Genomic DNA, 13,264 nt, shown 5'->3' on the forward strand with positions numbered 1-13,264 from the left:
GAAGTTATTCACGGGAGCCGTCAGGAATGCCGAATACCGACGCCGTAACCAACATCGGCCTGCCGGATCTCATCCGCCTGCAGGCAGACGCAAGGGCATTGAAACTGCCTTCAGCACGCCCGGTACGTTCCCGCCAGGCCGGCCTTCAGCGATCGCCCCAGCGCGGCCGGGGCATGGCTTTTGCCGAAGTCAGGCTATACCAGCCCGGCGATGACATCCGCAGTATCGACTGGCGGGTAACCGCAAGACGGCAGGCACCGCACACCAAGCTCTACGAGGAGGAAAGGGAACGGCCAGTACTACTCCTGTGCGACCTCGGCCCCAGCCTGTTTTTCGCCAGTACCGGCGCCTTCAAACAGGTGCGATGCGCCCAGCTGGCTTCCATTCTCGCCTGGCTGGCTCTTTGGTCCGGCGACCAGGTCGGCGGCATTGTCTTTAATGGTGAAACGCTGAGCGTTCAGCGCCCGGCCCGGCGCAAAAAATCGGTACTACGGCTGCTGGATACCCTGGCGGAGCAGCAACACAGGTCGAGTCGCGACCTGCCGCAAAAGGAAGGTGCCGGTCCGGCCAGGCTGGATACGGCCCTGACCGAGGCGCGCCGGGTTGCCCATACCGGCAGCAGGATTTTCGTGATCAGCGATTTTCTGGAGATCTCCCCGGAGACCGGGAAACTGCTGGGCGCCCTGGCCCGCCACAATGCTGTCAGTGCACTCAGGGTCGTCGATCCCCTGGAAAAGGAATTACCCAAAGCCGGGCGGTTCGCGGTAGCGGGCCCCGATGGCCCAGTCTGGTTTGACGCCGCCAACCCGCGCTTCCAGAGAGCCTGGCATGAGAAGGTGGCCCACCATGAAGGGCAGCTCCAAGACTGTTTCCGAACCTCGGGCGTTATTGCAGCAACTGTCTCGACGGGAGAGGATCCAGCGGTGGCTCTGAAATCACTGCTCGGACCAGGGGGGCGAATCGGGTGAATCCGCAAGATCCACTCAGCCAGCTCAGAGACATTCACCTGCCCGATCCAGGGGGCTTCTGGCCGCCAGCGCCTGGGTGGTGGATCCTGGCCATTCTGGTGATTGCCCTCATCGCGGCACTGATCTGGCTGACTCTCAAGCGCAGAAGCAAAAACCGCTGGTTCCGGTCGGCACGGTCGGAACTGGCCCTGCTGGAGCTTTCGGCGACCCCGGATGCCCGGTGGTTTATGCAGCTGAATACGCTTCTGAAGCAGGCCGCCCGGGAGCGATACCCGGAATCGCACCCGGAAGCCCTGACCGGTGATGCCTGGGTGGAATTCCTGCTAGCCACAGGCCCCAAACACCGGGTTGCCTCAAGGCCGGTGGCTGAGGCCCTGGTACAAAGCGCCTGGCGGCCGTCGGTGTCAACCGAGCCTGCTCAGGCGCTGGCATTTGCCAGGCTGTGGCTGGGAGGCCAGAAATGCTGAACCTTGCCTGGCCCTGGGTGCTCACTCTGGTAATCATTCCTCTGCTTCTTCAGTGGCGCAAACCTCAGGGGCAGTCGGTGGATGCACCGGTTCTGCCGATTGGCCACTGGCTGTCAGACCTGCCCGGCGTAAGCCGCCGCGGCAGTGCTATGCCGCTGTGGCAGAAACTGCTGCTGTTTCTGATGTGGGTATTACTGGTCATCGCTCTGGCGAGGCCGCAGCATGTTGGCGAACAAACTCAGATGCCGGTTTCCGGCCGTGACCTGATGTTAGTGGTGGATATTTCTCCCAGTATGGACGAGCAGGACATGGTGCTTCAGGGCCGGAGCATTAACCGACTGCAAGCTGTTAAGCGGGTCCTTGATGACTTCATCTCCCGCCGCCAGGGCGACCGGTTGGGGTTGATCCTTTTCGGCACCGAACCCTACGTCCAGGCGCCCCTGACCTTTGACCTTGAAACCGTCAGAACCCTGATGCAGGAAGCCGGCCTCGGTATGGCAGGCCGGGCCACCGCCATTGGTGATGCCATTGGCCTTGCCACCAAGCGGCTCCGGGACCGACCCCAAGATCAGCGAGTGATGGTATTGCTCACTGATGGTGCCAACACCGCCGGCGAAATCACACCAGACAAGGCCACGGAGATTGCCGCTGCCGCCGGCATACGGATTTACACCATCGGTATCGGCGCGGAGTCCATGGTGCAACGCGGCCTGTTGGGGTCGCGCCGTGTCAACCCGTCCCGGGATCTGGACGAGAGCCTGTTGACCCGAATGGCGCAGCAGACCGGCGGTGAGTATTTCCGCGCCCGCAGCCTGCCAGAGCTTGAGCTGATCTACGAAAGCATTGATCAGCTGGAGCCTATCGAACTGGAGGGCAAATACTACCGCCCGGTCACCGAACTCTATGCCTGGCCCGCCGGCCTCGCGGCAGCCTTGTGGGCCATGCTGTTTCTGTACCGGCACATGGGCCAGTTTCTGGCCTCGCGGCGCCCGCATAGGGAGGGGAAACCGGATGTTGGCTGATTTTCATTTCCTGCGCCCGTTCTGGCTGTTGTTGGTTCTGCTGCTGCCTCTGATGTACCTGGCGTTCCGCCAGTTTCGTCTGGGGGACAGCGGCTGGGCTCGGCTCATTCCGGCTCGTTTGCTGTCGCCTGTCATACGGCACGATGGCACATCAGGCAGAACCCACAAATCCCCAATGGTACCGGCTGCCATTGCCCTGGTCGTTCTGGCCACGGGCCTTGCCGGACCGGCATGGCGGGAAGCGCCTACCCCGCTTAAGCAGCCGGGTGACAGCCTTGTGATCGCACTTGACCTGTCACTCTCCATGCTGGCAACCGACGTAGAACCAGACCGTCTGACCCGAGCCAAACGGAAAATCCGGGATATTCTCGCGGTGCGGCAGGGCAGCCTGACCGGGCTGCTCGTTTACGCCGGCGATGCTCACGTGGTCACACCGCTGACCGACGATGCCAGAACCATCAAGGGCATGCTGGATGTGCTTGATCCAGTCATTATGCCAGCCACCGGCAATCGCGCTGATCTTGCCGTCGCCAGGGCGGCCGACCTGCTGAAACAGGGTGCGCCGGGTAACGGCCGGATTCTGGTAATCACCGATAAGATCAGTGAACGCTATTGGCCTGACATACGGGACACCCTGTCCGGCGCCGGGTATGCGCTCAACACCCTAGTGGTGGGGACGGAAGAAGGCGGGCCCATCCCCCTCGCCCGCCGCGGATTCATTCGTGAAGACGGTGACATTGTGATCAGCCGCGCCACCCCCGACGCCCTGTCAGAGCTTGCCCGGAGCACCGGAGGACAGAGCCATGAACTGACCCTCAACAGCTCCGATATTGAATCCCTTGAGCTCAGTCCGAAAGACTCCGGTGACTGGCAGGAAACAAAAGCAGGGCTGACTGTCAGCCGTTGGCAGGATGACGGTTACTGGCTGCTCTGGCTTGCTGCCCCCTTGATTTTGCTGGGCTGGCGCCGGGGCGCATTAACTGCCCTGGCGCTGGTGCTTTTGCCAGCGCTTCCACAGCCGGCAGCAGCCATGACCTGGGCCGACCTTTGGCAACGTCAGGATCAGAGAGCCAATGAACTGATCCAGAATGATCCGAAACAGGCAGCCGCCAGGCTGGATGATCCCGAGTGGAAAGGCTCCGCACTGTATCGGTCTGGTCAGTTTGATGCGGCCGCCCAGGTCTTTTCCCGGGCCGAAGGGCCCCGCGCCAGTTACAACCGGGGCAATGCACTGGCCAGAGCAGGCAAACTCGAAGAAGCCCTCTCAGCCTATGATAAGGCTTTGGCAGCGAATCCGGAGATGGAAGATGCCCGCCACAACCGGAAGATTGTCGAGGAATTACTGAAACGGAAAAATCAGAGCAAAGACGACAGTCAGAGCAATAAACAGCAAGACCCGTCAGAATCCCAGGGCGGCGATGGCAACAATCAGCAGGATAGTCAGAGCCAGCCCGGAAACAATAAAAATCCCGGTGACTCTGGCAACGAGCAGCAGCAAAACCCCGGGAACAGCCAGCGTTCAGCCGGGAACCCTGAAGAGTCAGGCGAGCAGAACCGCGAACCGGGTCAGCAGAACGGTGACCAGAAGAAAGAAACTCCGGAGCAGGGGTCAGTAGAACGGGAGTCACAGACGAATCAGTCCCAGGCACCTGCGCCCATTTCTGAAACACCCCTGACGCAGAGCCAGGAGCAATCGCTCAGACGGGTTCCCGACAACCCGGGCGGCCTGTTACAACGCAAGTTCCTGCAACAGTATCAACAACGCCAGACTCCATCCGATGAGGGCGATACACCATGGTAAAACGGTTGATCACAGCAGCCGTCTGTCTTTTTCTTCTAACGGCAATCTGGCTACCGGCCCAGGCACAAGAACTTACAGTCGAGCCTGACCGAACCCGGCTGTACGAGGGTGAAGTGCTGACCCTCACGGTCAAAGGCAGCATGGAAATCGATATCAACCTGGGCAACCTGTTCGATTTCGACATGTCTAACCTGCCCAAGCCCGATATCGAAAAGGTACAGCCGGATTTCGAGATTCTGGCACAGAACCAGCAATACAGCATCCAGACGATCAACAACCAGATGGTGGGGGAGATCACCTGGACCTATCAGCTTGCCCCGACAACCACCGGTGAACTGACCATTCCCGCCCTCACTTTCAATAACGCTGTTTCCGAGCCTGTCACGGTCGAAGTAGTGGACGGCACGCCTCCGGATCAGGAGAACACCGGCCGTGACAGTTTTATTGAACTGTCTGCCGATAAGGCCGAGGTTTATGTGCAAGAGCAGTTGACGCTGACCGTAAGTCTGTTTTTCCGCGGCAACCTGATTCGGGGAGAACTGTCTGAGCCCCAACACCCCAATGTCGTTATCGAACCGCTCGGCAGGCAACAGGAATTCTCACGCTACCGTGACGGCGTACGCTATCGTGTAGTGGAACGCCGCTATGCTCTGTTTCCCCAGCGCCCGGGCAACTTCAAGCTCTCCCCGATCCGGTTTGAGGGACAGGCCCGGGACGCCCAGGGCAAGCTGAAATTCCTCAGGGACAGCGAGGAGCTGTTTGAAATACCGGTCAAGGACGTCCCATCGCAGTTCACCGGGAAAACCTGGTTGCCGGCAAGCAGCGTAAACCTGACAGAAGCCGGGTTGCCGCCTACTCTTGAAGTCGAAACCGGTGAAAACATCACCCGTGAAATCCGGCTGACAGCAACCGACCTGCCCTCAGAGACGCTGCCGCCGTTGCCGGATGTCGTGCCACCGGGTTTGAGGAGTTATCCGGAACAACCCGAACGAACCACTGAGACAACGCCTGACGGGCTTACCTCATCATTGACTCAGTCAGTGGCCCTGGTACCCATTGAGGCCGGGCAAATGACCCTGCCCGCCATCCGCATACACTGGTGGGACACGGAAGCCGATCGCGAACGTGTTGCTGTGCTTCCGGAAAAAACGCTGACGGTCACAGACCCGACAGCCACCGCCGACGCAGTGCCGCCGGAGAACACAGCGACAACAGGCGGTCAGCTCCCCACAACAAGTGCGGAGCCCAGCTCCCCGGATACGCCGACCCCGGACCTGAGCACGCCCTGGAAATGGCTCAGCCTGACGCTGGCAGCACTCTGGATCGGGACTTTGCTGGTCTGGTGGCGGTCGCGGAATCCGGCAAAACGGCCGGTTACCAGCGAGAACAGAAATGATCGGGCCGCCTTTGAACGACTCATCAAGGCCACCCGGGACGGTTCTGCGACAACGCCGGAACTGCTGGTGGAATGGGCCAACCTGCACGCCCCCGGTCATGGCTTTCATTCTGCGGCAGACGTTACCGGCCATTTCCGGAACGATGCGTTAACGGCGGAGACCAGAAAACTGCAGGCTCGGCTTTTCGCGCCCGGTCAAGGCACTGACGATTGGGATGGGCGCCCCATGGTCAGGGCATTGCAGCAGATAAGGGAAGCGACTACAAAGCCGGATTCCCGGACTGACCTGCCGCCGCTCTTTCCCCAAGGCCTGGCCTAGGCCAGGCCGGATCAGTTAGTCAGCTGCTGGTCGATCACAATGGACACCGGTTCCTTCTCGGCATCGCCCACCGCAACCGGTGTATCCGAGCTGCCCTGCCAGTCTCCCGGCTGGGCGCTCACACTTCCGGATCTGCTGAGTCGGGCAGTAATGACGACTTCTTCAGCACCGGAAATTCTGGCTTGGGGTGACATGGAATAACTGTCGTCCAGACGTATTTCTGCAGGCAACTGATCCGCCGTCAGCCTTGCCACTGCCAGCGGAGGCCCTTGCTGGGCGCCAGCCTGGCGGGCGAACACGAACAGCGTGGTATCCGCAGGCACCTGATCCCTGAACGCTTCAACCAGTGTTACCCGTACCGTTACCCCCACTCCGGCAGAGTCGGGTTCGGCAGCCAGTTTCGGCGGCTCCTCTCCCAACCGGGTGTAGGCTTCACGTATTCCCTCACGGATGGAGGCGATCTGGGGATGATCCGGAGCCACGGTCCCAATACGTTCCCAGTATTCGATGGCCTCGCGATAATTTTGCTGGCTGAATGCGTTAATACCCAACAGGCCAAGGGCATTCACTTCATCCGGGTTCAGCGAGCGCGCCTGTTCGATCGCGGCAGTGACTTCTTCCGTCATGGCGCCTTCGCTGCCGAAGAACAACGCCTGGGCCGCCAGGCCATAGGCAACGGATTCAGAGCGATCATCCTCAGAGACACTGTCTGCCAGTTGGCGGAAGGCCCAGGCGGCATCGTTATAGCGTTCCAGCCGCATGTAGGTTCGACCCAGCATGGCCCAGCCCTCCGGATTGTCGGGGCTGGCTTCCAGTCGCTCGCGAAGCTGCGTTGAAAGCTCCGTCATCTGTTCTTGTCTGGAGGCGTCCGTGGCGCCCATTTCCTGCATGGTGATGAACTGCTCGACCCGGTCCATGGCGCCCCACTGCTGATACAGATAGAACGTTGCTGCCGGTATCAGAAGAATCGACACCAGGCCGACCGCCATGGCGCTCCTCCGGCCCTTGACCAGAGGTTTCAATTGCTCGTTTTCCGGCACATCGTCCAGCATGGCGCCGGCCAGCTCTTCTTTCAGTTGGCGGTAGTTTTCGGCATCAAGAATGCCGGCCTCGTATTCGTCGTCAAGCTCCTTCATCCTGGAGCGGTAAGCCAACAGATTCTGGTTTTTCAGATCCGTCTGTTTCCTGGTGCCCGGATGGTGAAAAAAAACCGGGTAGAGCACGAACGCCAGGGCAAGAATAATCAGTACCGTTGCGGCAATCCAGAAGGTTTCAGTCATGGAGTTCCAGTCACAGGTTCAGAATTAAATGGAGTAGCAGCGTGAACAACAGGGTCAGCACCGGATGATTCAGGAGGGCCTGTCACGCTTCTGAGCAGCCAGCATTTTATCCACGCGGGCCTTTTCTTCCTCGCTCAGCGCCGGGGCGTCGGGTCCGGCCCGCCGGGAGCGTATGACCACCCCGGCGACCACCAATAGCCCACCGAATACGGCGATGGCCGGAGTTGCCCACAGCAGGAACGTGCGGCTTTCGAATTCCGGCTTATAGCGGACGAACTCACCAAATCTGCCAACCAGAGAGTCGACAATCTCTTCATTGCTGGCACCGTCTTTCATCATCCGGTAGACCACATCTCGCATATCCTTCGAGATCGGCGCGTTGGAATCAGCAATATTCTGGTTCTGGCATTTTGGGCACCGCAGCTCCGAGATCAGGTTCTGATATCGCTGTTCCTGGGCCCTGTCCTCGAAGTTATAAACGTCGGCAACTTCTGCCGCTGCAAGTCCGGAAAGAAGGACGGCAAGGGCAACAAACACAATCCGGATCATCAGCCATCCTCCCGGACTTCGTTGATGACCGGCAACAGCGTCTGTTCCCATACGTTCTCATTGACCACCCCAACATGGCGGTACCGAACAACACCACCGGCGTCAATCACGAAGGTTTCCGGTGCGCCGTAGACACCCAGATCAAACCCCAGGGTTCCCTTCGGGTCATAAATCGTTTTCCGGTATGGATCGCCCAACCGGTCGAGCCAGACCAGGGCGTCTTCCCGGTTGTCTTTGTAGTTCAGGCCGATGATGGGCACCCCTTTTTCCATCGCCAACCACATCAGGTCATCATGTTCATCCCGGCAGGCCGGACACCATGTGCCCCACACATTCAACAGGTTCACCTGACCACGAAACAGACCCTGATCAAGCATGGCATCGGGGTTGTGCAGATCCCGCAGGCTGAACTCGGGGACTGGTTTACCAATCAGTGCCGACTCCAGTTTGGTGGGATCCTTGCCGATACCCGCAAACAGCACTATGCCAATCACGACGGCAACGAGTAAGGGCAGAAAGAGTAGGAACCGCTTCATGATACGGCTCCTGCGGAGCGGGTCGAGCCAGCGTCCGTAACAGGCGCACTGGTGTCTACTTTCTCCTCTGCCCGTTCCCGGACCCGGTAACGGCGATCAGAAATGGCCAGGAAGCCACCGGCGGCCATGAAGATCGCACCCAACCAGAGCCAGCGCACCAGCGGCTTGTACTGCAGACGGATGGCCCAGGCGTCGTCGGAAATGCGCTCGCCAATGGCCACGAAAATGTCCCGGAACAGCCCGGCATCGATGTCTGCTTCCGTCATAACGCTCATACCAACGGAGTACTGGCGCTTTTCAGGATGCAGCTCGGCAATGCGCTCGCCGTCCAGCATCACGTCAAAACTGCCGTACTGGGCGGTAAAATTGGCTCCATTACGGGCGCCAATATCTTTGAATACAAACTGATAATCACCGACCATCGCGACATCGCCCGGCACCATGCGAACGTCCCGCTCAATGCCGTAATTGGACACCACCGTGACTCCCGCCATGGTAATTGCCAGGCCCAGGTGGCCGAGCACCATGCCGTAATAGCTACGGGACTGGCGCTTGAGCCCATGGATTCGACCTTTCCTGGAAGACGATTTGTCCCAGAGATCCCAGAAGGTGGCAACCGTCACCCACATGGCGGTAAATACCCCGACAAAGGCCCAGGGCTTGAAGCCGTCGTAACCGATCATCACGGCTGTACTAGCGATAAGGCTGACCGCCAGCGGCCACAACAGCTTGCGCCCGAGCCAGCCGCCATCGGTTTTCTTCCAGCGGGAGAAAATCCCTGCGCCCATCAACAGACCTGCTGCAACCGCCAACGGGCTGAAGGTGAGGTTGAAGAACGGCTCACCGATCGACAGCTTGCCCATTTCCAGAAAATCGAGAACCAGTGGGTAAAGTGTTCCCACGGCTACCAGCAGGGTTGCCGATACCAGCAGCACATTATTGAGCAACAGGAAGATTTCCCGGGACAGTGACCCGTACCGGGAACGGACGTGAACCACCGGTGCCCGGACCGCATAGAGTGTAAGACTGGCTACGATAGTGACCGCCAGCAATGCCAGCAGGAAGGTGCCCCGCTCCGGGTCGGAGGCAAAGGCATGAACGGACGTAAGCACCCCGGAACGAACCAGGAACGTACCCAACAGGCTGAGGGAGAAAGTGACAATCGCCAGCAGCACGGTCCAGCTTTTGAACACGCCGCGCTTTTCAGTCACCGCCAGGGAATGCATCAGAGCGGTGCCGGACAGCCATGGTAACAGGGACGCGTTCTCGACCGGATCCCAGAACCACCAGCCACCCCAGCCAAGCTCATAATAGGCCCACCAGCTGCCCAGGGCGATACCCAGGGAAAGGAAGGCCCAGGCGACGGTGGTCCAGGGCCGGGACCAGCGGGCCCAGGCAGCATCGAGTCGGCCGTTGATCAACGCCGCAATCGCAAAGGCAAAGGCGACGGCGAAACCGACATACCCCATATAGAGCATGGGAGGATGAATGATAAGGCCCACATCCTGGAGCAACGGATTAAGGTCCGCCCCGTCTGCAGGCACATTGGGTAGCAGGCGATCAAACGGGTTGGAGGTAACCACGATGAACAACAGGAATCCGACGCTGACCATGCCCAGCACTGACAGCACCTGAGAAATCATCACCGAAGGCAGTCGACGACTGAAGATCGCCACCGCCAGCGTCCAGCCCGAGAGCATCAGAATCCAGAGCAGTAGTGAGCCCTCATGGCCGCCCCAGACCGCACTGAACTTGAAGTACCAGGGCAGCATGCTGTTGCTGTTGTTGGCAACGTAGGCCACTGAAAAGTCATCTGTGACAAAGGCATTGGTCAGGATGGCAAATGCGAGGCCGACAAAGACAAACATGCCGGCTGCCAGCGGCCTGGCAAATGCCTGGAGGTTGTCCCTGCCAGTCAGGGACCCCGCCAGGGGTACGACGGAAAGGAGCACTGCCAACAACAGCGCGAGTATCAGTGCAAGCTGTCCGAGTTCGGGATACATCAGCGCCCTCCAGAAACCAGGCTGTTAGGTGAAGCGTTTAATAGGATACCGTATTCGTGGTTGCATTCTCACTGGCCTTGTTCTGGCCTTTTGCTGCCTTTTCCAGCGCATCAGCAACTTCCGGCGGCATGTAATTCTCATCGTGTTTGGCCAGAACCTGATCGGCCACAAAGCGACCGTTGTTATTCAGTCTGCCCATGGCAACCACGCCCTGCCCTTCGGCAAACAGATCCGGCAGAATCCCGGTGTATTCAACCGGTACCGAAGCGTTGAAATCGGTGACCCGGAACTCTATCGTCAGGCTGTCCGGATCCCGCACGACGGATCCCTCCTCGACCATTCCGCCAGCCCGGATTCTGACATCCACCGGCGCTTCACCGGCGGAAATCTGGCTGGGGTCGTAGAACAGATTGATGTTCTGGCGCAGGGCATAGGTTGTCAATGCTACAGCGATGCCCAGCCCTACTAGCAGGAACAGGACAATCGTAAGGCGCTTTTTTCGGATCGGATGCATCGGGTACCTGCCATTCAGTCTTGGGAAACGTTTACGCGGGTGAAGGAAGCTGCTGAACCACGGGCAGCCTGTTGTTCGCTCCTGTCAGCCTGAAATTCGTAACCGCGCCGGCAGGATTCAATTGCTGCCTTGCGGCGATGTACAGACCAGACCATCATCGCGATCATCAGGACGAAGAAGACACCGTAGCAGGCCCAGACATAGGGCCCGTGGCCCTCCATCACCAGAAATGCCGAAAAGGAATCAAACGCCATACATCAACCTCTCCCGGCCATAACATAATCCTTTACCCAGCGAGTGCGCTGCTCGCGGAACAGAATCTCTGTCTGCATTCGTAAACAGGCGAGCCAGCCAAACAGCAGATACAGGCCAAGAACTGAAAGTAGCAACGGAACCCACATGTCCGCAGGCATTGAGGGCTTTTCAGTCAGCTTGAAGGTGGCCGGCTGGTGCAGGGTATTCCACCACTCCACGGAGTATTTGATAATCGGGATATTCACCACCCCGACCAGTACAAGAATCGCCACCGCCCGAGCCGCCGACTTTTCATCATTGATGGCCCTGTCCAGGGCAATCACGCCGCCATAAAGAAACAGCAGTATCAGCATGGAGGTCAGCCGGGCATCCCAGATCCACCAGGTTCCCCAGGTCGGCTTGCCCCAGACCGCTCCGGTGAACAACGCAAGAAACGTCAGTACCAGCCCCACCGGTGCCACGGCCTTGACGAAAACATCTGCCAGCTTCATGCGCCAGACCAGGGTGACCACCGCCGCGACGGCCATCATGATGTAGATCGACTGGGCAATAAAGGCCGTGGGCACGTGAATGAAGATAATCCGGTAACTGTTGCCCTGGAGGTAATCCTTGGGCGCGAAGGCCAGGCCCCAGACAATTCCCGCCATCAGCAGCAATACGCCACCCGCCAGCAGCCAGGGCATAAGCCGGGTCGCAATCCCGAAGAACCATTTGGGAGAACCCAACTTGTGAAAAAATTGCCACATCAGATGGTCACCGTCCTACCGTTACCTTGTTTTAGCCATTCGACAGACTGATTCGCAGCGCTGCAGCGGATGCAAAGGGTGCGAGTGTCAGGGCCAGCACCAGAAATGCCCCCATCAGGGCCACGTAGGCACCAACCTGGGCCCCTTCCGCTGCGGCAGCCACTGTCCCCGTACCAAAAATCAGGACAGGAATGTACAGCGGAATGATCAACAGGGACAAGAGCACCCCTGCCGAACGTAATCCCAGGGTCAGGGCTGCACCAATTGAACCAATCAGACTCAGCACCGGTGTACCGATCAGCAGCGTTAGACACAAAACTCCGATGGAGTTCCCGTCAAGATGAACCATTACGCCAAGAACCGGCGTCAGTATCACCAATGGCAACCCCGTTAACACCCAGTGCGCCATGGTTTTCGCCAACACCAGCAGAAACAGGGGCTGAGGCTGGAGTACCAGTTGTTCCAGGGTGCCGTCATCAAAATCGTGCCGGAACAGATGATCCAGCGACAGTAACACCGAAAGCAGCGCAGCCACCCAAAGGATACCGGCACCCGCCTCCCGCAGGAATGACACTTCCGGGCTAACCCCGAGGGGAAAAAGGGTTACAACCATCACAAAGAACAACAACGGATTCAGCAAATCCTGTCGTTGCCGGAAAGCCACCTTGAGGTCACGGGCGAAAACGCCCCGCATTGCCGCCAGGACTCCTACTGTATCATCCCGCAGCTTAAGAACGGGTCGGACATCAGCGTTCATCAGATGACCCTCCGCCCAGAACAATACGCTGCATTCCGGGCATCCGGAGATCGTGGTGGGTCGTTACAACCACCGCACCACCCTCGGCGGCCCGCTGCTGCAGGAGTGTTTCAATAGCACTGACGCCGTCTGCATCAATTGCCGTAAAGACTTCATCAAGCAACCAAAGGGGCTCATCGGCGATCAGCAGTCGGGCAAGAGCTACCCGCCTCTGCTGGCCTGCCGAAAGCTTCCGGCAGGGCACGTCCTGGAATCCGGCCAGCCCGGTGCCCTCCAGTGCCTGGCGCAGGACTGGATCTGGCACGGCGCATCGCCCGGACGTCAGTGCCCGAAGATTTTCCATCGGCGTCAGCAGCGGCTTGATGCCCGGCCGGTGGCCAAGGTACAGGGTATTTCTGAGGAATTCTTCCCGCTGCGCGGACCTTCGCTTGCCACACCACAGAAGCTCGCCGGACCAGGCATCGTTCAGGCCAGCAAGCATCCGCAGCAAGGTGGTCTTGCCGGAGCCGTTGGGGCCCTCGACACGGGTAACCGTACCGGGCAATATGGAGAACGACAGGTCACGGAAAAGGATCCGTTCGTCCCGTTCGCACTGCAGATCAACAGCCTGTAATAACGGCTCAGACATCAGGGCCCCGTAACCAGGACGAT

General features: G+C 59.2%; 14 protein-coding genes. 5 read left to right on the forward strand and 9 right to left on the reverse strand.

The window, feature by feature from the left end; translation table 11 throughout:
* Positions 1–26: 26 nt before the first annotated feature.
* The 5 genes from CLH62_RS03420 to CLH62_RS03440 are packed head-to-tail and all read left to right on the forward strand — an operon-like array spanning position 27 to position 5,973.
* Positions 27–968: a DUF58 domain-containing protein gene (locus CLH62_RS03420; protein WP_099616729.1), complete on the forward strand. Its 942-nt coding sequence runs from the start codon at positions 27–29 to the stop codon at positions 966–968.
* Positions 965–1,435, forward strand: a complete 471-nt coding sequence (locus CLH62_RS03425; RefSeq protein WP_099616730.1) for a DUF4381 domain-containing protein — start codon at positions 965–967, stop codon at positions 1,433–1,435. Before CLH62_RS03420 ends, CLH62_RS03425 begins: the two co-directional genes overlap by 4 nt.
* Positions 1,429–2,457, forward strand: a complete 1,029-nt coding sequence (locus CLH62_RS03430; protein WP_099616731.1) for a vWA domain-containing protein — start codon at positions 1,429–1,431, stop codon at positions 2,455–2,457. Before CLH62_RS03425 ends, CLH62_RS03430 begins: the two co-directional genes overlap by 7 nt.
* Positions 2,447–4,258, forward strand: a complete 1,812-nt coding sequence (locus tag CLH62_RS03435; protein WP_099616732.1) for a VWA domain-containing protein — start codon at positions 2,447–2,449, stop codon at positions 4,256–4,258. Before CLH62_RS03430 ends, CLH62_RS03435 begins: the two co-directional genes overlap by 11 nt.
* A complete protein-coding gene (locus tag CLH62_RS03440) occupies positions 4,252–5,973 on the forward strand; it encodes a BatD family protein (RefSeq protein WP_099616733.1) in 1,722 nt (573 codons plus the stop codon). The genes CLH62_RS03435 and CLH62_RS03440 overlap by 7 nt, the downstream gene beginning before the upstream one ends.
* 11 nt (positions 5,974–5,984) lie before the next feature.
* On the opposite strand, the gene ccmI is transcribed toward CLH62_RS03440, so the two are convergent.
* From ccmI to ccmA, 9 genes are all read right to left on the reverse strand, one after another.
* Positions 5,985–7,253: a c-type cytochrome biogenesis protein CcmI gene (ccmI, locus tag CLH62_RS03445; protein WP_099616734.1), complete on the reverse strand. Its 1,269-nt coding sequence runs from the start codon at positions 7,251–7,253 to the stop codon at positions 5,985–5,987.
* A gap of 69 nt (positions 7,254–7,322) precedes the next feature.
* On the reverse strand, positions 7,323–7,802 hold the full coding sequence (locus tag CLH62_RS03450) for a cytochrome c-type biogenesis protein (protein ID WP_099616735.1): 480 nt from the start codon (positions 7,800–7,802) through the stop codon (positions 7,323–7,325).
* A complete protein-coding gene (locus CLH62_RS03455) occupies positions 7,802–8,338 on the reverse strand; it encodes a DsbE family thiol:disulfide interchange protein (protein WP_099616736.1) in 537 nt (178 codons plus the stop codon). The genes CLH62_RS03450 and CLH62_RS03455 overlap by 1 nt, the downstream gene beginning before the upstream one ends.
* On the reverse strand, positions 8,335–10,341 hold the full coding sequence (locus tag CLH62_RS03460; RefSeq protein WP_099616737.1) for a heme lyase CcmF/NrfE family subunit: 2,007 nt from the start codon (positions 10,339–10,341) through the stop codon (positions 8,335–8,337). Before CLH62_RS03460 ends, CLH62_RS03455 begins: the two co-directional genes overlap by 4 nt.
* Before the next feature lie 37 nt (positions 10,342–10,378).
* Positions 10,379–10,855, reverse strand: coding sequence for a cytochrome c maturation protein CcmE (gene ccmE, locus CLH62_RS03465; RefSeq protein ID WP_099616738.1), 477 nt, complete (start codon positions 10,853–10,855; stop codon positions 10,379–10,381).
* Between the two features lie 14 nt (positions 10,856–10,869).
* Entirely contained in the window at positions 10,870–11,109 is a 240-nt protein-coding gene (gene ccmD / locus CLH62_RS03470; protein WP_099616739.1) for a heme exporter protein CcmD, read from the reverse strand.
* A gap of 3 nt (positions 11,110–11,112) precedes the next feature.
* Positions 11,113–11,856 carry a heme ABC transporter permease gene (locus CLH62_RS03475; protein WP_099616740.1) on the reverse strand — a complete coding sequence of 248 codons (744 nt, stop codon included), beginning with the start codon at positions 11,854–11,856 and terminating at the stop codon, positions 11,113–11,115.
* Positions 11,857–11,887: 31 nt separating this feature from the next.
* Entirely contained in the window at positions 11,888–12,613 is a 726-nt protein-coding gene (gene ccmB / locus CLH62_RS03480; protein ID WP_099616741.1) for a heme exporter protein CcmB, read from the reverse strand.
* Positions 12,603–13,241 carry a cytochrome c biogenesis heme-transporting ATPase CcmA gene (gene ccmA, locus CLH62_RS03485; protein ID WP_099616742.1) on the reverse strand — a complete coding sequence of 213 codons (639 nt, stop codon included), beginning with the start codon at positions 13,239–13,241 and terminating at the stop codon, positions 12,603–12,605. Before ccmA ends, ccmB begins: the two co-directional genes overlap by 11 nt.
* Positions 13,242–13,264 lie beyond the last annotated feature (23 nt).

Origin of the sequence: Marinobacter guineae, assembly GCF_002744735.1 — a bacterium.
Classification (GTDB): domain Bacteria; phylum Pseudomonadota; class Gammaproteobacteria; order Pseudomonadales; family Oleiphilaceae; genus Marinobacter; species Marinobacter guineae.